Annotated in this window: 21 protein-coding genes; 15 read left to right on the top strand and 6 right to left on the bottom strand. The window is 55.9% G+C overall.

Annotated elements, in window-relative coordinates:
- Nucleotides 1–180 precede the first annotated feature (180 nt).
- The 10 genes from trxA to NLK60_RS18265 all read left to right on the top strand — a co-directional run bounded on the left by trxA (nt 181) and on the right by NLK60_RS18265 (nt 10,398).
- The gene (trxA, locus tag NLK60_RS18310) at nt 181–546 is read left to right on the top strand and encodes a thioredoxin (RefSeq protein WP_254811030.1); all 366 of its coding nucleotides are present in this window, start codon (nt 181–183) and stop codon (nt 544–546) included.
- A 10-nt stretch (nt 547–556) separates the two neighbouring features.
- Nucleotides 557–1,588 carry an NAD(P)/FAD-dependent oxidoreductase gene (locus NLK60_RS18305; RefSeq protein WP_254811029.1) on the top strand — a complete coding sequence of 344 codons (1,032 nt, stop codon included), beginning with the start codon at nt 557–559 and terminating at the stop codon, nt 1,586–1,588.
- A gap of 225 nt (nt 1,589–1,813) precedes the next feature.
- Nucleotides 1,814–2,920: an aminotransferase class V-fold PLP-dependent enzyme gene (locus tag NLK60_RS18300; RefSeq protein ID WP_254811028.1), complete on the top strand. Its 1,107-nt coding sequence runs from the start codon at nt 1,814–1,816 to the stop codon at nt 2,918–2,920.
- Between the two features lie 93 nt (nt 2,921–3,013).
- Complete coding sequence (locus NLK60_RS18295; RefSeq protein WP_254811027.1) at nt 3,014–3,256, top strand: hypothetical protein; 243 nt, start codon at nt 3,014–3,016, stop codon at nt 3,254–3,256.
- A 337-nt stretch (nt 3,257–3,593) separates the two neighbouring features.
- Nucleotides 3,594–4,781, top strand: coding sequence for a BMP family lipoprotein (locus NLK60_RS18290; RefSeq protein ID WP_254811026.1), 1,188 nt, complete (start codon nt 3,594–3,596; stop codon nt 4,779–4,781).
- 54 nt (nt 4,782–4,835) lie between these two features.
- Nucleotides 4,836–6,425 carry an ABC transporter ATP-binding protein gene (locus NLK60_RS18285; RefSeq protein WP_254811025.1) on the top strand — a complete coding sequence of 530 codons (1,590 nt, stop codon included), beginning with the start codon at nt 4,836–4,838 and terminating at the stop codon, nt 6,423–6,425.
- Nucleotides 6,422–7,555 (top strand): ABC transporter permease, encoded by a 1,134-nt coding sequence (locus tag NLK60_RS18280; RefSeq protein WP_254811024.1) that lies wholly within the window; start codon nt 6,422–6,424, stop codon nt 7,553–7,555. Before NLK60_RS18285 ends, NLK60_RS18280 begins: the two co-directional genes overlap by 4 nt.
- Nucleotides 7,552–8,622, top strand: a complete 1,071-nt coding sequence (locus tag NLK60_RS18275) for an ABC transporter permease (protein ID WP_254811023.1) — start codon at nt 7,552–7,554, stop codon at nt 8,620–8,622. The genes NLK60_RS18280 and NLK60_RS18275 overlap by 4 nt, the downstream gene beginning before the upstream one ends.
- 233 nt (nt 8,623–8,855) lie before the next feature.
- The gene (locus tag NLK60_RS18270; protein ID WP_254811022.1) at nt 8,856–9,485 is read left to right on the top strand and encodes a vitamin K epoxide reductase family protein; all 630 of its coding nucleotides are present in this window, start codon (nt 8,856–8,858) and stop codon (nt 9,483–9,485) included.
- A gap of 118 nt (nt 9,486–9,603) precedes the next feature.
- Nucleotides 9,604–10,398, top strand: a complete 795-nt coding sequence (locus NLK60_RS18265; RefSeq protein ID WP_254811021.1) for a hypothetical protein — start codon at nt 9,604–9,606, stop codon at nt 10,396–10,398.
- 805 nt (nt 10,399–11,203) lie between these two features.
- On the opposite strand, the gene NLK60_RS18260 is transcribed toward NLK60_RS18265, so the two are convergent.
- Together NLK60_RS18260 and NLK60_RS18255 are read right to left on the bottom strand one after the other, a co-directional pair.
- The gene (locus NLK60_RS18260; protein WP_254811020.1) at nt 11,204–11,578 is read right to left on the bottom strand and encodes a winged helix-turn-helix domain-containing protein; all 375 of its coding nucleotides are present in this window, start codon (nt 11,576–11,578) and stop codon (nt 11,204–11,206) included.
- 139 nt (nt 11,579–11,717) lie between these two features.
- A complete protein-coding gene (locus NLK60_RS18255; RefSeq protein WP_254811019.1) occupies nt 11,718–11,870 on the bottom strand; it encodes a DUF7560 family zinc ribbon protein in 153 nt (50 codons plus the stop codon).
- Nucleotides 11,871–12,039: 169 nt separating this feature from the next.
- On the opposite strand from NLK60_RS18255, the gene NLK60_RS18250 reads away from it, so the two are divergent.
- The 5 genes from NLK60_RS18250 to NLK60_RS18225 all read left to right on the top strand — a co-directional run bounded on the left by NLK60_RS18250 (nt 12,040) and on the right by NLK60_RS18225 (nt 16,104).
- A complete protein-coding gene (locus NLK60_RS18250; RefSeq protein WP_254811018.1) occupies nt 12,040–12,564 on the top strand; it encodes a FixH family protein in 525 nt (174 codons plus the stop codon).
- A 132-nt stretch (nt 12,565–12,696) separates the two neighbouring features.
- Nucleotides 12,697–14,247 (top strand): lamin tail domain-containing protein, encoded by a 1,551-nt coding sequence (locus tag NLK60_RS19745; RefSeq protein ID WP_425499103.1) that lies wholly within the window; start codon nt 12,697–12,699, stop codon nt 14,245–14,247.
- Nucleotides 14,248–14,252: 5 nt separating this feature from the next.
- Nucleotides 14,253–14,546 (top strand): DUF3006 domain-containing protein, encoded by a 294-nt coding sequence (locus NLK60_RS18235; RefSeq protein WP_254811017.1) that lies wholly within the window; start codon nt 14,253–14,255, stop codon nt 14,544–14,546.
- Between the two features lie 245 nt (nt 14,547–14,791).
- On the top strand, nt 14,792–15,451 hold the full coding sequence (locus NLK60_RS18230; RefSeq protein WP_254811016.1) for a helix-turn-helix domain-containing protein: 660 nt from the start codon (nt 14,792–14,794) through the stop codon (nt 15,449–15,451).
- A gap of 191 nt (nt 15,452–15,642) precedes the next feature.
- On the top strand, nt 15,643–16,104 hold the full coding sequence (locus NLK60_RS18225; protein ID WP_254811015.1) for a pyridoxamine 5'-phosphate oxidase family protein: 462 nt from the start codon (nt 15,643–15,645) through the stop codon (nt 16,102–16,104).
- Between the two features lie 63 nt (nt 16,105–16,167).
- On the opposite strand, the gene NLK60_RS18220 is transcribed toward NLK60_RS18225, so the two are convergent.
- From NLK60_RS18220 to NLK60_RS18205, 4 genes are all read right to left on the bottom strand, one after another.
- On the bottom strand, nt 16,168–16,860 hold the full coding sequence (locus tag NLK60_RS18220) for a LiaF transmembrane domain-containing protein (RefSeq protein WP_254811014.1): 693 nt from the start codon (nt 16,858–16,860) through the stop codon (nt 16,168–16,170).
- Nucleotides 16,861–17,389: 529 nt separating this feature from the next.
- Nucleotides 17,390–17,575, bottom strand: a complete 186-nt coding sequence (locus tag NLK60_RS18215; RefSeq protein ID WP_254811013.1) for a hypothetical protein — start codon at nt 17,573–17,575, stop codon at nt 17,390–17,392.
- Nucleotides 17,572–17,937: a HalOD1 output domain-containing protein gene (locus NLK60_RS18210; RefSeq protein ID WP_254811012.1), complete on the bottom strand. Its 366-nt coding sequence runs from the start codon at nt 17,935–17,937 to the stop codon at nt 17,572–17,574. Before NLK60_RS18210 ends, NLK60_RS18215 begins: the two co-directional genes overlap by 4 nt.
- 83 nt (nt 17,938–18,020) lie before the next feature.
- On the bottom strand, nt 18,021–18,665 hold the full coding sequence (locus NLK60_RS18205) for a helix-turn-helix domain-containing protein (RefSeq protein WP_254811011.1): 645 nt from the start codon (nt 18,663–18,665) through the stop codon (nt 18,021–18,023).
- Nucleotides 18,666–18,822: the final 157 nt, after the last annotated feature.

Here is an 18,822-nt window from a genome sequence, read left to right as displayed (position 1 = left end):
TCGACCGCAAACGAAGGGGGCGGCCAATTTCCCACCCAGTATAATGGCCAGAGCTTGATTTTGAGGCGTGTTTTCAACAGTAGAGGAAAAAACGGATTCGGAGGAGTGTATGAAAGGGAGGTGCTGTATTGCACAGTGAACACAAAACCTTTAAACACTGTGAGCTCATACGTGGATGTGATGACAACTGATTCAACTACGAACGATACGACGGCGACAGACCCGGCGTCGTCGCCAGTGTATATCGAAAGCGCAGACCACCTCTCCCAGGTCGTCGACGAGCACGACGTCGTCCTCGTCGACTTTTTCGCCACCTGGTGTGGTCCGTGTCAGATGCTCGAGCCAGTCCTCGAGACGCTAGCAGAAGAAACGGACGCGGTAATCGCCAAAGTCGACGTCGACCAGCTCCAGCAGCTGGCCGCCCACTACGGCGTCCGCGGCGTCCCAACGATCTTGCTCTTTGCGGACGGCCAGCAGGTCGAACAGCACGTCGGCGTCCTGCCAGAGGCACAGATGCGACAGCTGATCGATAACTACACCAACTAAACTCCGCGAAATGACAGAGACACCCCATCAGGACACCCCACGAGAACTCGTCATCGTCGGCTCGGGCGTTGCCGGCCTCTCCGCAGCCGTCTACGCGGCCCGCGCCGACCTCGAGCCGCTGGTTCTCGAGGGGCCGGAACCGGGCGGACAGCTGACGCTCACGACGGAGGTCGAGAACTATCTGGGCTTCCCCGATGGCATCGGCGGGATGGAACTCATCCAGCGCGGCAAACAGCAAGCCGAGCGATTCGGTGCCGAATTTACCCACGGCGAAGTCGAACAGGCCGACCTCGAGGGACGCCCATTCGCCCTCGAGTTGGCCACGGGCGACGTGATTCACACGAAGGCCCTGATCGTCGCCACGGGGGCGAGCGCCCGCTGGGTCGGTGCCGAAAACGAGAGCGAACTCATGGGGTATGGGCTTTCGACATGTGCAACATGTGACGGTGCGTTCCACCGCGGAGACGACGTGCTGGTGATCGGCGGCGGCGACAGCGCGATGGAAGAAGCGCTCTTCCTCACGAAGTTCGCCGACAGCGTGACAGTCGTCCACCGACGGGACGAACTTCGGGCCTCTGACATCATGGCCCGGCGTGCCCGCGAGAACGAGAATATTTCGTTCCGCTGGAACACTGAACTACTCGAGATCCACGGCTCGACCGAAACCGGCGTCACCGGCGCAAGGCTGGTGAGCCATCCGGACGGGCATCCGACGGCGAAAGACGACGGCGTCACCTTCGAGGACGTCGAGGTCGGGGGCATCTTCTACGGTGTCGGCCACGTCCCGAACACCGACTTCCTCGCCGAAACCGGGGTCGACCGAGACGAAACCGGATACATCGTCACGCTCGAGGGCATGACGACCGAAACTGCCGTCGAAGGCGTCTTCGCGGCAGGTGACGTCATGGACCCCGATTACAGACAGGCGATTACGGCCGCGGGGACCGGCAGCATGGCCGCCCTCGACGCCGAAGGCTGGCTCGACGAACAGCCCGAATCAGCTGCCGAGCCCGAAACGGAAGCAGCCAGCCCACAGCTCTAAACGGTTCATAGGGTTTGTTGTATTCGCTTGCTGGTCAGCGACGAACCGAGGTGGTCACTGACCGGGAAACGTTTTCAATTATCCCTATCACTCGCCCTGTCGAGCACGGACGTGGTCCGTTCTCCCCGCTCCACTCGTCACCCGCTATTCGGCGAGCCCCGTATCGCACACGCTCGTTGATCGAGGCAAACGATTACCACCCCCCACACAACTATTGACACAACGATGAACTTCGAGACACTCCGTGCCGATATCCCGGCACTCGAGCGAGGCATTTACCTCAACACCGGCGCAGGCGGCCCGAGCCCACGTCGAGTCGTCGACGCCGCAACGAAAGCACTCGAGGCCCACGAGTACAACGACCCGGTCGACACCGGTATGTACGCCGCCGCTGGCGAGCGAATCGATGGGGCGAAAACGGGTGTCGCCGAATTGCTCAACGCCAGCGAATCGGAAATCGCGCTCACCGAGAGCACCACCGACAGCATCAACCGCATCGCTGGGGCCTTCGATTGGCAAGAAGGTGACGTCGTCGTCCGCACCGACCTCGAGCACCCTGCCGGTATGCTCCCCTGGGCCAAACTCGAGCGGGCCCACGGTGTCGAGGTTCGCGTCCTCGAGACGGAACGCGGTCGGGTCGACATCGACGCGGTCAAAGATGCCGTCGAAGACGCCCGAGTGCTTTTCTTCAGCTCGATCACCTGGAGTCACGGCACGCGGTTGCCAGTCGCCGAACTCGTCGATATCGCCCACGACGCCGGGGCACTCGCCGTGGTCGATGCCGTCCAGTCGCCAGGCCAGACCACTGTCGACGTAACCGAGTGGAACGCCGATTTCGTCGTCGGTGCTGGCCACAAGTGGCTCCTCGGCCCGTTCGGGGCCGGCTTCCTCTATGTGAAACCCGGTGTCGAAGAAGGGTGTGTCCCATCGGCAATCGGATACAAAAGTGTGGTCACCCCCACCGACCCCGACTACGAGTACATCGACGGAGCTGGCCGCTTCGAATTCGGCACGACGACGCCAGCCCCGTATGCCGGCCTCGAGGCAGCTATCGATATTCACCAGTCACTCGGCACGGAGGCCATCGAATCGCGCATCGAAACGCTCACCGACCGACTCAAATCGGGTCTCGACGACGAGACACTGTTGAGCCCTCGTTCGTTCGAGTCCGGGCTGGTGACGCTCGACGTCGATGACCCGGAAGCGACTGTCTCGAGGCTCTCGGATGCCGACATCACCGTTCGCTCGTTGCCGTTCCCGGACGGTATCAGAGTGTCGGTCCACGCGTTCAACACCCGCGGAGATATCGACGCGCTACTCGAGGCGCTGTAGAACCCGAATATATACTTCCTTAAGCAATATCCCCACTGGGATATCCTATTATGGACGTATTTAACACCTGTCCCTCCTATTTGTCCAACAATCATGCAACAAACTACAACGAACAGACTCACTAGCGACGAATGGACGACCGTTCGTGATTTTACGGTCGGTGAACACGGTCAGCAATTCCCACGGTACGAAGCCAAGTTCGTCTCGAACGTCGACGCCGAGTACGTGGAAAACGAACTGGTGTTGGTGAGAGAAACCGACGTCATCACCGGCAGCGAACAGATCTACCAGCTTCCCAAAGGAGTGTTCGAGGGAGTCATTGAGCAGTTCCAGTAAGTCCGTTCGACCTCTATAGTACCCTCCCAAACGTCGACCCATGCGTGAAACCGGAACACAGCTATCGATTTCACGCATCCGTGCAGGTTTGGGAAGCCACTATAGTAGCCAGTGAAAGTCATTGCACACCCTACCGCAAGACTACGTCGGGATAGGTGTGTAAATCGTTTCACTGGCTACTATAGTATCAATCAGCAATCATTTAATTTGATGGGCTATTCATAAAATCCACATAATATACAGCAGCGATATTGGTCGATAGGTAGATAATATAGCACCCCCAACAGGTGTAAAATATGTCGAAAAAGTTTAATGTTCGGGTAATGACTTCATTCACATGGTGCAAGATAGCTGTGAACACGAAGGGGAAGGGAACGCCTCACGAACAGATCTAAGGGGAAGAATCAGCCGACGACGCGTACTGGGCTCGAGTGCGGCATTTGGTGCGATTACGATTGCCGGTTGTCTCGGCAACGGGGACGACGACGGAAACGGCGACGACGATGGGACCGGCGACGATGACGGGAACGGGAATGGAAACGGCAATGGTGAAGCTGACGGTGGACAGGTCGCCATCATTTCAAGTGACGCCGGATTCGGCGACAACGCGTTCAATGACAACGCCCTAGCCGGTCTCGAAGAGGCCGCCGAGGACTTCGGTCTCGAGGTCACACAGGTCGAGGAGACCGAAACCGCACAGTTCGCCGCGAGACAGGAAGATCTGGCCGCCGAAGGGGCTTACGACCTCATCGTGATGGTTGGCTACCAACATTGGGAAGGCTTGGCCGAAAATGCAGAGCAGTACCCCGACCAGTATTGGATGTTAATTAACGACCACGTCGAGGGTGCGGAAAACGTGTCCGGTTGGATCGAGATGAACAACGAGATGTCGTTCCTCGCTGGCGTTGCAGCAGCTACCCTCACGCAGGAGGATATTCAGCACGGAGATAGTTCGACTGACCCGGACGAATCAGTCGTTGGATTCGCTGGGGGGGAGGATATCGATCTCATCAACGCCTTCGAACAGTCCTATATCGAAGGTGTCGAGTGGATTGATGACAGTATCGACGTCCTCACAGGCTACGGCGGGAGTTTCTCCGACGTCGAGGCGCTCAACGAGGTAGCCAGTTCACAGTTCGACGACGGTGCGGATATCGTCTGGCACGCCGCGGCCGCCGCGGGCGCTGGCGCGTTCTCCGCAGCGCAGGATAACGATCGGTTCGCTCTCGGCGTCGACACCGACCAGTCTGTCGGCGACGAACAATACGCCGATGTAATCCTCGGTTCTGCAATCAAAGCGCTCAATGAGGCCACCTACATGGTGACCGAGGCGGTCGTCGAAGATAATTGGGAAGACGTCTCTGGTGAACAGAACCTGAGTATCGAAAACGAAGGAATCGATTTCATCGTCGGCCAGGAGTTCGTCGGAGAACTGCCAGACTCGCTCGACGAGAACATCGAAGCCGCCAGACAGGCGTTCATCGACGACGAAATCGAACTCACCTGCGGTCCGACTGGTTGTTAGCAAGCCACACACTTTTTGGTAGTCTATACGCATGCACACATTTACTGGAGCACCATGGCTGTAAGCGGTGAGCCGCCGACGGTCCGCCTCGAGGGTATCACGAAAACCTTCGGCGACGTGGTGGCTAACGACGATGTGACGTTCTCGCTCGAAAGCGGAAGCATCCACGCATTACTGGGCGAGAACGGGTCCGGAAAGACGACGCTGATGAGCGTCTTGTACGGGCTTTACGAACAGGACGAGGGGACGATCTACATCGACAGCGAACCCAGGACAATCAATTCGCCACAGGATGCGATGGATGCGGGAATCGGCATGATACACCAGCACTTCCAACTGGTCGAACCGATGACGGTGTTACAAAACGTCATCCTGGGGCACGAACCAACAAGTAGCGGCCTCGTCGATGAAGAGACCGCTCGAGTCGATATTCGGGAAATCTGTGACCGATACGGGTTCAACGTCGACAAGCATCTCGACACGCCGGTCGAAGAACTCGACCTGGGTACGCGACAACGGATCGAAATCGTAAAAAGCCTCTATCGAGGGGCAGAAATCCTGATTCTGGACGAGCCAACTGCAGTACTTACTCCGCAGGAGGTTGACGGGCTCATGAGACTGATGGAAGACCTCAAAGCGGCTGGGCGGTCGCTTATATTCATCTCACACAAACTCGACGAGGTGTTGGGTGTTGCTGACGAGATTAGCGTCTTACGCGACGGTGCCGCCGTTGGAACCGTTGACGCCGCCAACACCAACGAGCAGGAACTGGCTCGGATGATGGTCGGACGCGAGGTCCTATTTGACCGACTGGATCGCGACGCGACTGTTGGTGACCCAGTATTCCACGCCGAGTCGATCAGTGTCACTGGAGATAGGGGACTCGAACAGGTAACAAATATCGACCTCACACTTCACGAAAACGAGATCCTTGGTATCGCTGGGGTGCAAGGAAACGGCCAGAGCGAACTCGCGGAAGCGCTCACTGGCTTGCGCTCCGTTGCGTCCGGGACCATTCGCTTTCGGGGCACCGATATCACGGGGACCGGTCGTCGCGAACGGATCGAACTCGGTATCGGCTACATCCCCTCAGATAGGCAAGTAGAAGGGCTCGTCCAAAACTACGACCTGGTCAAAAACGCACTCCTCGGAAATCAGACTATCGAGCCGTATTCGAAAAGTGGGTGGCTCGACTGGGGCGAGGTCTCCAGACACGCAAACGAGATTATCGACGAGTTCGACGTTCAACCACAGAACCCGCGAGCGAGCGCAACCTCACTCTCCGGCGGCAATCAGCAGAAGTTCATCGTCGGACGTGAAATCGGACACGACCCAGACGTGATGGTAGCTTCCCAACCAACACGAGGAGTCGACATCGGATCGATCGAGTTTATCCACAATCGGTTGATCGAACTCCGGGATGCGGGACTCGGTATCATCGTTATTTCCTCAAAGCTGGATGAGATTCAGAAACTCGCCGACCGAATCGCAGTCATGTACGAGGGAGAATTTATTCACACCGTCGATCCTGAATCCGTGACCGAGGAAGAACTCGGGCTGTTGATGGCCGGGAAGACGCTCGAAGATGAGCTATCCGATAGCATCGCCGAAACAGTCGAAACCGATAGCGAGGTGAATTCATGAGCGATGCAGAACCCGGCCGATTTCGCGGTGTGCTAGATTGGGCAGCGAACCGAATGCTCAATGCGACTGTATTAGAACGCATCGGTATTGCGGTTGGGTCAACTCTGCTGGCGCTGGCTATCGGACTAATCATCGTGGCCGCGGTCGGTCACGACCCGTTCCAGTTTGCACGCGACCTGGCCGTTGGGGCCTTTGGCAGCCAGCGAGCGTTCTCTCGGACCCTCCAGTTTACGACCCTGTTTATTCTCGCTGGCGTCGCGGTCGCAGTCGCCTTTCGAGCCGGTGTGTTCAACATCGGTGTTCAGGGACAGTTGATTATCGGCGGTATTTCCTCGACCCTCGCGATGATCTGGGTCGCTCCGATCTTGCCAAACGGGACGGGAGGGGGCATCGTTTTGATTATCCTTGGATTGGTCGTTGCCGCTGTCACCGGTGGCCTCTATGGAGCGTTTCCGGGCGCATTGAAAGCCTACTACGGGGCAAATGAGATTATCACTACGATTATGCTGAATTTTATCGCCATCGGTATCGTCGGCTGGGCCGTCGACGGTCCGCTCCGTCCCGACGATGCCCGGTCCGTTCGGACGGCGTATCTCCCTGATAACGTCGGCTTTCCACAGCTCGTTTTCGAAAACCCGAACTTCTCTATCGTCGGGCTCGCTCTCGCCATCGCGGTCGTGGTCATCGTCTCTATCGTGATGACACGAACGAGTCTCGGATACGATATGGTGACCAGTGGCTATCAACAGCCTGCGGCCACCTTCTCTGGGGTCGCCTCAAAACGTATGATCGTCATGACGATGACCATTTCGGGGATGATTGCCGGCCTGGTCGGCGCAGTCTTCGCTATTATGGTCCAGGGCTACTTTATCGATCCCACTGGCATCGGTAACTACGGTTTCGACGCTATTGCCGTGAGCTTGCTCGCGGCGAACAACCCCCTGGGCGTCGTTCCTGCAGCACTGCTTTTCGGCGCACTCGATTCCTCGAGTTCGTACGTACAGATTCACAGCGGTGTTCCCGTGCAGTTAATCGACGGGATCGTCGGCCTGGTCGTGCTGTTCGTCGCTGCGCCGGAGCTATTCAGAATGATTGCCCAACGGACGGGGCTCGGGGGTGAGGACAAATGAGCGTTGCAGATTATACGGCCAAGCGGAGCGTTCGCCTGGGAGGATTGGCGCTCATAGCCCTCATTGCCCTCGCTGGAATCGCCGTGCTACTGTTCGACATTCCCCTCGATCGAATATTCACCGTGGGCTTCGTCAATCGAACACTCGTCGGCGCATCGCCAATCGCCCTCGCCGCAATCGGCGGTCTCTACGCCGAAAAAAGTGGTGTGTTCAACATCGGTCTCGAGGGGTTCATGATCTTTGGAGCGATCACCGCAGCAGCCGTCATGTACGGGATGGGCGGGACCTCGCCGAGTCAACCACATATCTGGCTCTCAATCGCGATCGCAGTGGCCTTCACACTCGCACTCACCGTGCTTTACGCGGTGCTTTTGATCCGGTACAAAGCTGACCAGATCGTCGCCGGACTCGCTATCTGGTTCATGGGTCTCGGATTTGCACCCTTTGCCGCCTCCTTGCTCTGGGACACGGTTCGGAGTCCAGGGCTGGCGAGCATCAACAACTATGCAGTCCCGTATCTCCAGGATATTCCGTACATCGGGACTATCGTGTTCAACCAATCACCCCTGGTTCTTTTTACCGTCATCGTGGTCGTTGTCTCCTGGGTGTTTCTGTACCGTACCCAGTACGGCTACTGGATACAAGCCGCCGGCGATAATCCGAAAGCACTCGATACGGCCGGTGTCGACGTCAATCGAGTGCGGTATGCGACCGTTATTTTTTCGGGGGCTATGGCCGGACTCGGTGGTGCAGTCTTGCTCGCACATGCGGGGGATTTCGTCGGGACCGGCGAGACGATGGTCGATGGTCGTGGATGGATTGCCATCGTCGCCTACCTGTTCGGAAACTACAACCCACTCGGTGCAGCAGGTGCCGCATTACTGTTCTCCGGGCTAGACATGCTGCAAGTGCAGTTCCAGACGACTGATATCACCTTTTTCGGCCGAGACATTTCTGCCCGACTCATCGGGTTAGCGCCGTACATTGGCGTCATTATTGTACTCACCGTCTGGGGGAAAACGCGAATGCCGTCATCGGTCGGCGAACCCTACGAAAAAGAAGAATGAACTGATCGTCAATTTCTCGTTCACTCGAGTCACCTACTCGCGTTGGGCCCAGTTATAGAATTTCAGATAGGGTGCAAGATAGAAACATAGAAATGACCGTCAAATGTCGCCATCAATCAAGAAATGTGTTATGCAGATTTGAGAGGTATGTAAGGTGAGGTTTTGACCTCGGCATTCCATAGTATTGGGCATCATACCCAATACTTATGTGCAACCCGCACAATACTCCAGATATGGCAACACAATCAACGAACCTGTTCGACTACGAATGGGGGTATAATTCGAGCGTGTCCACGCTGTTTGGCGTGTTCATGGGAGTTGCAATCGTCGGCTGGATGGTCAGCATGATGCTCACCGCTATCCACTTTTTCGCCCTCCCGGCAATACCGGCTGATGCACCAGTGCAAGGCTCAATCGAAGTGATCACGAGTCCATACGCGTACGTTTTCGGCGTTCCGCTGGCAACCCTCGGAGCGTTTTATTACCTGACGACCATCGGACTCACGCTCTGGTGGTTCGACACGCGCCACCCACTGATCATCAAAATCCTGACGCCAATCACAGCGACGGGTGTCCTCGCATCATCGTACTTCGTGTGGCTGCAACTGGTCCCGATCGGCGAGATCTGCCCGTTCTGCATGGTCTCGGCATCTGCGACCGTCATCCTGTTCGGCCTCGAGCTGGGCATCCTCAAACAAAGCTCCACCCCAAAGCTCTCGAGTATGACCGGTGATCTGGGCCGCGTCATCGGCTCGACCAACTTCGCCATCGTGATATTCCCGGTCCTTATCGGCGTCGTCACCGTGCTGGGACTGTTCGTCGTGACGATGCTCCCACTTCCCGAACCAGTTCCGTTCGCCTGAACTCGGAATCGGCTCGAGGACGGAAAAGCGTTTGACGGGTATACAGTTTTGTTGGTAGGTAAAGTCACTTTGTCACCGAACTGAGCTTTTTTAGGGTCGTTCCGGGTAGAGATGTACTGTGAAAAGACGAACATATCTTTCAGCTTTCGTCGCCGGCGGACTCGGTGGTTGTCTCTCGGAACGCACGGAGGGTGACGGACCGAACACGAGCAACGTAACAGGTTCGAAGCTGGTTCCGTCCGAGAACTGGACCGACGAGGAGATTGCCGATACCGCGTTCGACGAATCGGCGACGCCGATTTGCGTCGACGGTGAAGAGCGCGACGGGACCGTCGAGAACCAACCCGGAGCGACGATCACGGATCACCACTTCTTTTACGACGGCTCGACCGGCAGGTACGGCCTCGGCGGTCGCATAGAGTTCCACGGCGGCGGGTACTTCCAGCGTACGCGAGCGACATTCGTCGGCTCGTCAACCGAAATCACCGTTGCCGACCGCGAGTTCTACCAGGTTACTCCGGGAGCGTACCTGTTTACGATCGTCGCTCCGGAGGGTAATCATGCGGCTGTCGAACGATACGAACTGGACGCCCCGGACGGAGCCACGGCCGACCCCGGGCCGACCGTCGAGGACGGTACTGAACTGGTAAAAGAGGGATGGGGAAAACTTGGGGAGGCCGATGGGGTGTCCGTCTACGGGGCTGCCGTTACGATCCGAAATGCGTCGTCCGTCACGGGCGAAGGACAGGTCATCGTTGAAGCGGTCCTCAATGACGGAACCGTCGTCCATAACGAGCAGGGAAGCGTGGAACTTCGGCCGGGTGAGACAGAGACCTTCTACTTTCCGTACCACCGGTGTGACCCTGGATCTGTTACCGAAATCCAGGTTCAACACTCGCTCTTCGAGCTCTGAGTTTCGGTCGTGAATGGAATCCAGATTGAAGGGACACTTGTTCCACGCCCTGTTGAGGTGCGTCCAACCGAGGAAAATAAATGTTAATTAGCAGAACTTTTTTCTCGGAGGAGAGGTATTATCTACTATACTCTTATGAGGCACAAATCGCCCGTCGCTCTTTTTCAACGTTGTCAGTCTTCGATTGATGATATTCGGTTAGTTGGGGCTACACTCCTTGGTGCCATTAGCATCGGTGTTGGTATTTACCTTCCGTGGCTCCAATCGAATCCCGCGCGTGAGGTGATCCGCCTTGTATACCTGCCGGGAATGTCATCGGGGCTTGAAGTTGACGTAACACTTGTCCTTCTCTTGCTCATCGCCGTCTCGGTGGGTATGAGTATCCTTGTCGGATACACACAGTTCACAGCAATGATTTTAGTTCTTACAGGGTTGAGTGCGATAGCGCTCCCTTCGTACCTTCTACTCGATATTTATGCCGTGTATGGAGGCGAGTTTATTCCCCAGATTGGCAGTCTATTGACTATCCTCGGGGGTACCGTTGTTCTCGTTACTGGTATAGTAGTGTTTATTGACAGTAGATAGTAAGAGTTTCTTCGTCCGAGTTACCAGTTCCAACGGCCGAACGAGTCGTCATTTATCTGTTCAATCTACTCTAGCGAAATGGGATGCAACATTCGCGCCCTGTAGTTAGCACGCAGTTTGTACCAATTGCGTAAACGACCACGGGTCGGGTGACCCGTGGAACTCTCGCTGTTTTCTTTAGATCATCAACAGACCCGTCAGAAAGAATATTCGCCAGGGATTACTGTGCGAGTTCGAGTTCGATTCCCGCACCCGAATCGACGGAGACGCGAACGTCCGCGATCCGCTGACCGTATTCGCTCGTGTGTTTACCAGAGCGTTTGATTCGAAGCCGTTCCTCGAGCAGTGCTGCATCCGTCAGCATCTCGAGTTTGCGGTACATCGTCGAGAGCGGCACGTCACACCGGTCGGAGAGTTCTGCTGCCGAGAGCCGTTCGTCACTGTCACTCACCGTCTGTAAGATAGTTCGACAATCGTCGTCGTTCAGGGCTGTAAGGATGGCGTCAACGCCGTCGGAGTCAGCAATCGTCTGTCGTCCGTCAGCAAGCTCTTCGTGTCCAAATCGGCTCGTCCCTGCCGTCAGTGCCTGACTCATACTTCATTGTAGCCATCGTTTCGGTACCAGTGTACACCACTGATATCGTGGGTGTTTTATATAGGGGTAGCTATCCACCAGTAGTTCGGAACAAAATCGATGCACCCCATCCTCGAGAAAAGAGACTCAGTGTGTCCGGTCACGCACACAGACACTCGAAATCGTCTTCGGAGACGGCGCTACCACAGACGACACAGCCGTTGGCAACGAGTGCGTCGCGCATCGAAACGTTGACCGAAATCGACTGAGCGCAGTCAGGGCAAACGAACGTGTACTCCTCGCTGCTTCCCATTAGTACCTAATCCTTCGGCGTTCGGTATTAAATTACTCTTTCTCGTTCTAACGAAGTGAGAATACGGGAACGATCAGACCAGGGGAAGAGAATGGGGCTATCGAATTTTCCAGTAGATTCCACAGGGGGCCAAAAATCTAAAAACAGAGTACTCTCAAAATCAGACTGAATGAATTTTGAAACTGAAGCGTGTATCGGTGAGTACGTCATCGATGGAGAAAATACTGGAATCTTCGCCGGAGATGACACCAGCATCACGTACACCCCGGATAACCCCGAGATCTCCCAGTCGGTAACCATTCCAATCGATGAGATTACCAGCGTCACTTTCAAGCGCGACACCACGCTTCTCGGCAACAGGTTTCTCGGATGGTTTTTCGGCGGGATCACTATCGTACTCATCGTGACCGTCTACATGTTCTATTTCGCTGGGACAAACCCCTCAGGACTCGAAATCGAAGCAGTCTTTTTGCTGTTCCTGATCATAGGAGGAATCGCCACAACGTATAATTACCTCAACGGTGAAGAATGCGACGTCATCGTCGCTTCTGTTAGAACCAATGACGGCGAATCCCAGGTCTTCGCCGGGAGGATGAAAAACACAGAATTCGTTGGAGCATGCTGTGAACTCATCGAATCAGATATCGAAACCCGGAACCTGAACGAGAAACTCGGAAGCGAGCTTAGTGACTGACATAATCCAAACATGTTCTGTTTGCATCTTTTAGTCATCGGTGAAATTTAACAGTTTGTGGTTTCAGCAGAGTTTACCTCTCGAGCACTTGATGGACGGAACACTGAAGCAACTCCCTCGAAACACTCGAGTATGAAACGGGCGATTCTCGTTATTTGTGTCGCACTGATGATCGTGCTCGCCGGCTGTTCCGGGGGGACCGATAACGTCGGTGACGACGCCCTCGAGACAGACGGCAACGATGAGGAGGCGACAGACGAAGGCGACGACACAGACGATACCGACGATAGTGGAGGTGCAGATGAGAACGAAACCGGAGACACCGACGTTGCAATCGGTGACGCGCTCTCAGTGGCTGCGTTACAGGTCGAAGGCGTCTCCGCAGATGAAGAGTATATCGTTATCGAGAATACCGGCGACCAGGACATCGACCTCTCAGGGTACGAACTGCGCGATCACGACGGCGGACAGATCGATGGTGGACTATCTGCATTCGTGTTTCCCTCCGGGTTCGTACTCGAGGCCGGAGCTACCGTGACCGTTTGGACCGGCACCGGCGAGGATACTGATAGTGACCGCTACTGGGGCTACGGCGTCAATATCTGGAGTGGGAGTGGTGACGTGGTGACACTCACGAGTCCAGACGGTGAAGTCGTGTTCGAGTATGGCTACGGTGAGTTCGAGGGGGACGGCGAGACAGGCGAAGGAGACGAGGAAAGCGACGATTCGGACGAAGTGGACGAGACTGACGGCGGCGACGCTGAGCCAATCGACGTCGACGGCGAACTCGAGATTCATCACCTCGATGTCGGGCAAGCAGATTCGACGTTGATCATCACGCCCGAAGGCGAGACCATCCTGATCGACACCGGAGATTGGCGACAAGACGGATCAGAAGTGATTGCGTCTCTCGAGGATCTGGGTATTGATCGAATCGACCATCTCGTCGCCACACACGCACACGCAGACCACGTCGGCGGCCACGCTGGCGTAATCGAGCACTTCGAAACGCAGGGCGAAGGCATCGGTGCAGCCTACGATTCAGGCGTTCCGGCTACCTCGAATACGTATGAGAACTACCTCGATGCCGTCGATGAATACGACGTTGACCTGTTCATCGTCGAGGAGGGCGAAGAACTCCCGATAGATGGCGACCTTACGGCGACAGTAGTAAATCCGCCAGACGGTGATTCGGGGAGTGATCTACACTATAACAGTGTCAGTATCGTCTTCGAATTCGGTGACTTCCGATATTTGACGACCGGTGATGCTGAAACAGCCGCCGAACAGCGACTGGTCGATGCGTGGGCCAACCAGATCGACGCCGACGTGTATCACGCTGGCCATCACGGTTCAGCTACCTCTTCGACCGAGCCGTTCATGGATGCCGTGGACCCGGAGATCGCGATTATCTCGAGTGCCTACGATTCCCAGTACGGCCATCCCGCCGATGAAGTCCTCGAGCGATTTGCAGCGCACAATATCGACACGTACTGGACAGCTGTGCATGGCGATATCCTCGTTTCGACTGACGGGACAACGATCGAGGTGGCGACCGCCGAATCGTTCTCGAACGATGCCCAGGACATACTCGAGGAGAAACCCAGCGAAGACGATGGTGAGACGAGTTCGATCACTACAAGCCCCGTGATTCATACGGTGCAAGCGCCTGCCTTTGGCTGATCAAAATGGATGGGACCTATACCGGCGTGGTTGATCGAATCGTCGACGGCGAGACTGCGGTGATCTTGCTCGAAGAAGATGGCGAGACAATCGAACAACTCGATTTGCCCGTAGGACGGTTGCCTACGGACGCACAGAACGACGGCAGTGTGGTGTCAGTGACGCTCGAGTGCGGAGACGTGGAATCGATGGCGTACCAACCTGAGGAGACGAAGGAACGTCGTGAGTCTACTCGAGCGAAATTGGATCGATTATCGAAACGGTTGTCAGACAGAGACGACGAAGAAGAAGCCAGCTAGATACTGGTGTAGTACTACAACCACCGCTTTTCAGGAGCAGTTGTTTGTCAACGCTATCGGTTCGCTCAACGGCTGCTTGAGTTTTCGATAAACCGATAGTGATGATTCCGCCGAGGGCATCGACGCTGGTTTCGCGGTAGCACCTCGAGTGCATGCGGTATTGCACCTACAACGGGTATCCTAGTTGCTCTAGACGGCCTCGAACATCCGTATCTTCAAGAGGGCACAGGAGCAATCTCGGATGTATGTCGTCGGGTATACGTGCGACCGTAGCGGTGACGACACCGGAAAGCTGTCCACTCGTCGAGTTTTCTCGAGCGGTCGAAACGAGTATTACCCAGGTTTCGACCAGCAATGTACCCGCTGACGACGTCGGGAGTACGACCGAGTTTTTGGCCCCCTCCGTTCGGGCTACCGACGCACAACCCGCTTCGATTAGAGGACCGATATTTTCCTACGGAGACACCGCAATCTATCGTTTCGAACACGAAACCGACACAACGTGCCCCTGTACCTGTCTCGGTTCCTACGGCTGTCCGATTCACCGGTACGATGTCGAGGACGGTATCCTCACTGTCGTCTTCCACGCTGAAACCTTCGAACAGCTGCAGTCCATCATGGCCGACTTCCGCGAACACTTCGATGGTGTCGACGTCCAACAACTCCTGCGACCGCCACTCGAGGGAACGCCCGAAGAGCGGGTGTTCGTCAACCGCGGGAAACTCACAGATCGGCAGGAAGAGGTCCTCGAGACGGCGTTCGACATGGGCTATTTCGAACGCCCGAAAGGAGCGAACGCGACCGAAATCGCTGCAACGCTCGATATCGCGCCCTCGACAGTGACCGAACATCTGATCACTGCACAGCGGAAATTGCTCGGTGACGTTCTCGGACGCGATAGTTGAGTCGGCTAGTGTTGTCAATGGTGGTACTGAGAAACACCGGCAGGCTTTCCAGTCGGTGTCTCACTCGAGTGTCCCGAATGAATCAACACCCACTGTCAATGTTCCGTAATTTACCCTGGCGTTGGAGCCATCCCAGCCGACGCCAACAGAAATCGTTTAATGACTGATCATCCATCACTGCGTATACGACGATGCCACTAGCCGAGGAAACCGAAATGACGGAAGCCGAAATCGATGGCTTTCTCAGTCGGCACGAAACTGGCGTTCTAGCCCTTTCAGGCGCGCAAGCACCCTATGCGATACCCATCTCGTATGGCTATAATTCGAGTGCACAGACATTTTATATGCGGCTGGTATCGACGCCGGAAAGCGAGAAGCGAGCCTTCCTCGAATCCACGCCTGACGCCCGACTCGTCGTGTACGAGGAAGCCGGTGAAGGCCAAACCTACCGCAGTGTCGTTGCAGAAGGCACACTCGAGCACATCGATCCGGACGAACTCACCGTCGAACACATCGAACAGTACGGTGCCGCGAAAAAGCCTCTGTTCGAGATCTGGGGGAAATCCAAAGACCAACTCGACATCGAGCTCTACGCACTCGAGCCAACGGTGTTGAGCGGACGCCGAACCGAGATTGAACGCGACGACTCCTGATCCGGGCAGTGTTCTCAGGAAGTGTAAGCACTCGAGGAGTCGAAACCGACGTTCTCACTAGTCTTAATCCGAGATTTCAGTCTCGCCAAACAGCGTGACCCCGGTCACGATCAGATCTGGGGGTGAGTCGCTCCCCCGTCCAGCCGACCGCGGGCGTCGATCGATCGTCTCGCCGAAGACGTTCAGCGTCTCAACCCGCACCGTCCAGTCGTCCGGAACGCGGATTTCAGTGTCGCCGAACAGCGTCACTGTCTCGATGATTGCCGGACGAGATCGGATATCGCTATCGCGAAGGTCGACCATGGTATCGCCGAATATCGTTATGAGTTCGGCTCCGGTGAACGTATCCGTTACCAGTCGGCGGCTATCTCCACCAAAAATAGCTGCGGCGGCGATTTCGCCGCTGGCATCGCCCTCGAGTCTGCGTCGCTGTTGTCTACGTGACCGATTGATCACGAGCAACAGGCCAAACAGAACGATGAATAGCGGCCACCAGACGCTGATGACCTCGTCTGGAAGAATACCTACGTTTCGAAGGAAGAACGTGCCTGCGATGGCGATAACCATGACTGGACCGACGAGATTACGAAACTCGCTACGAATAAGGGTCCAGAGACCAACGAACACGAACAGCAGCGCCACCAGTCCCCACACCGACCGCAACTCCAGGGCCCCGGTCGTCGAAAGCAGCAATATGACGCCGATGAGGATGACGACGATTCCCATCGTGAGTCGCCCGGACAGGTTTCGAACCATTAGCGTCTCATCACGAGTGGCGGATAAAGGAAAGCGGTCGCTACATTGTCTAGCAAGCTGTGATAGTATCATATTGAAGGCCTTGTTGAAACCCCAAGTAGGTGATAGGTTTCAGCAACCTTGCTGAATACAGAGGACTAGTGCAGCACGATCACCTCATTTATTACGCGGTCTCAAAAAGAAACCAATCGATGGACACAGATGCGAACTGACCGCTGAAATATCTACCAGCTATGGATGTTGTTCGTAGCGTCGTGCAAGTCCAGGGCGCATAGTCAGCAGCGGAGCGCTTATAGGCGCATATCACTTGTCATGACCGTCAGCGATCTGGCCGAGAAATCGACGCATCTCGTCGAATTTCAGTCCCCGTCATCCCTCGTCTTGGAATCTATCGGACTCGACGAGTCTCATGTCCGCTAGTTTGGGAAGTAGAACGTAATGGAGTTCGCAACATATCGTGAGGTACTCCCCGGATTAAGAGTCTCTCACGAATCTGTTATCCGCGACGGCCGGTAACCCCCGTCGTCGGTCACTCCGAATGTTCGTTCTTTTCGACTTCCGTGACGATCACGTCCCAGTCAGGATGTTCGACCCCATTCCGACATTCGAATCCGCCTTCCACATCGACACCACTCTCGTAGGCCCTGCGAAGGAGGGCTTTCAGCTCCGCGTTCAATTCCTCCTTCGACGTAAGCGAGGTCTCCTCAGACGTCATCTTCCTGCGCCCCTTTCGTGTTTCTTTGCTGTAAGTTCGTGTGCTGGTGTGATGGTGATTACACCGTAGCTGTGTACGGTTATCGCGTGCCCCTCGTGCGTGAATGTGACGTGGGTATCCCCGTTGTGGGGATTTCCGTTCGTCCCGTTGCGAACGCGGACGAGCGCATCTAATTCGTCGGGGTCAACAGCGGAATGGAGCGGGTCGAGTTCAACCGGATCAGTCCCCATTAGATCCGCCAGTGTTGCGATAACAGCTATGCTCGCAGGCGTCTTCTCCTGATCGAACTGGGTACGAACAGCCCCAGGTTCCCGAGAGTACTCGACTGCTTCGACCCCAACCCCAGATACCGTTGTGTCCATCTTGGCTTGTCTAGCCGTCTGAGTCAGTTTAATAGAGGCACTGATTATACAATGGGTTTAAATAAGGGCATCTAACCGAGTGATCACACCGAACTACTGAGCGTCGCTCCAATGAGGCGTCGATGTCCGCGTCGAAGGCGTGATGAGAGTGACTGCTGGGTGATGCCGAGCTCGTCAGCGACCTCTTCAAGCGACACCTCGCGTGGGGTGTTGAAATATCCTCGCTCGTAGGCCAATATCAGTGCCTCGCGTTGGGTCTCGGTCAACTCGTAGCCCTCCCCCTGGATCGGAAGCATGGCGTGGACAGCGGTGATCGCTATCGGGATGTCGTTTTCCTGGCAGTACTCTCGAAACTCGGCGATTGTCTCCTGGCTCTCGCCACGCACCTCGAATCGCCACTCGTCTTTCGTACCGATTCCAGAGAGCACGACGACGTTGGCTTTGGCCAAAGCACTCAGAATGCCGAAGTACTCTTGTTCCCACTCGGCACGCATGAGATACTCGTCTTCGACGCTATCAACCACTCGGATATTGGTCACGCCGGCGTGTGGTTCGAACGCAGCTTCGATATCCTCCGTTTCTGCACCACGCACCCAGAAGTACGGGATAATGAGCGTCTCGTGTGGGATAAGGCGCTCCAGTTCGACCGTTACTCCGGGCAAGTCCTCGAACACACTCCCCAGCGGAAACTCCTCTGTCGGACTTGTAAACTCCATTACAGTCGCCATGCGGAACCCTTCGTCTAGCAGGCGGATAATCGACGGGGATGGTGTATCATGGCTTCGAGATGAACCAATGCACCGGTGCTGGTCGGCACCGCGTGCTCTGGGAACGAAGTGTCCGTTTGGCACCCAGGTGGCCATGATACACCATGTCGCCTCCTTT

This window comes from Natronosalvus amylolyticus (genome assembly GCF_024298845.1).
In the GTDB taxonomy this organism is placed as follows: domain Archaea; phylum Halobacteriota; class Halobacteria; order Halobacteriales; family Natrialbaceae; genus Natronosalvus; species Natronosalvus amylolyticus.
The sequence above is the reverse complement of the archived record's forward strand: the minus strand, read 5'-3'. Positions and strand labels throughout refer to the sequence as shown.

Coding starts and splice junctions, on each gene's coding strand:
- trxA (WP_254811030.1), top strand. CDS start 181: ATGACAACTGATTCAACTACGAACGATACGACGGCGACAGACCCGGCG.
- NLK60_RS18305 (WP_254811029.1), top strand. CDS start 557: ATGACAGAGACACCCCATCAGGACACCCCACGAGAACTCGTCATCGTC.
- NLK60_RS18300 (WP_254811028.1), top strand. CDS start 1,814: ATGAACTTCGAGACACTCCGTGCCGATATCCCGGCACTCGAGCGAGGC.
- NLK60_RS18295 (WP_254811027.1), top strand. CDS start 3,014: ATGCAACAAACTACAACGAACAGACTCACTAGCGACGAATGGACGACC.
- NLK60_RS18290 (WP_254811026.1), top strand. CDS start 3,594: ATGGTGCAAGATAGCTGTGAACACGAAGGGGAAGGGAACGCCTCACGA.
- NLK60_RS18285 (WP_254811025.1), top strand. CDS start 4,836: ATGGCTGTAAGCGGTGAGCCGCCGACGGTCCGCCTCGAGGGTATCACG.
- NLK60_RS18280 (WP_254811024.1), top strand. CDS start 6,422: ATGAGCGATGCAGAACCCGGCCGATTTCGCGGTGTGCTAGATTGGGCA.
- NLK60_RS18275 (WP_254811023.1), top strand. CDS start 7,552: ATGAGCGTTGCAGATTATACGGCCAAGCGGAGCGTTCGCCTGGGAGGA.
- NLK60_RS18270 (WP_254811022.1), top strand. CDS start 8,856: ATGGCAACACAATCAACGAACCTGTTCGACTACGAATGGGGGTATAAT.
- NLK60_RS18260 (WP_254811020.1), bottom strand. CDS start 11,578: ATGAGTCAGGCACTGACGGCAGGGACGAGCCGATTTGGACACGAAGAG.
- NLK60_RS18255 (WP_254811019.1), bottom strand. CDS start 11,870: ATGGGAAGCAGCGAGGAGTACACGTTCGTTTGCCCTGACTGCGCTCAG.
- NLK60_RS18250 (WP_254811018.1), top strand. CDS start 12,040: ATGAATTTTGAAACTGAAGCGTGTATCGGTGAGTACGTCATCGATGGA.
- NLK60_RS19745 (WP_425499103.1), top strand. CDS start 12,697: ATGAAACGGGCGATTCTCGTTATTTGTGTCGCACTGATGATCGTGCTC.
- NLK60_RS18235 (WP_254811017.1), top strand. CDS start 14,253: ATGGATGGGACCTATACCGGCGTGGTTGATCGAATCGTCGACGGCGAG.
- NLK60_RS18230 (WP_254811016.1), top strand. CDS start 14,792: ATGTCGTCGGGTATACGTGCGACCGTAGCGGTGACGACACCGGAAAGC.
- NLK60_RS18225 (WP_254811015.1), top strand. CDS start 15,643: ATGCCACTAGCCGAGGAAACCGAAATGACGGAAGCCGAAATCGATGGC.
- NLK60_RS18220 (WP_254811014.1), bottom strand. CDS start 16,860: ATGGTTCGAAACCTGTCCGGGCGACTCACGATGGGAATCGTCGTCATC.
- NLK60_RS18215 (WP_254811013.1), bottom strand. CDS start 17,575: ATGACGTCTGAGGAGACCTCGCTTACGTCGAAGGAGGAATTGAACGCG.
- NLK60_RS18210 (WP_254811012.1), bottom strand. CDS start 17,937: ATGGACACAACGGTATCTGGGGTTGGGGTCGAAGCAGTCGAGTACTCT.
- NLK60_RS18205 (WP_254811011.1), bottom strand. CDS start 18,665: ATGGCGACTGTAATGGAGTTTACAAGTCCGACAGAGGAGTTTCCGCTG.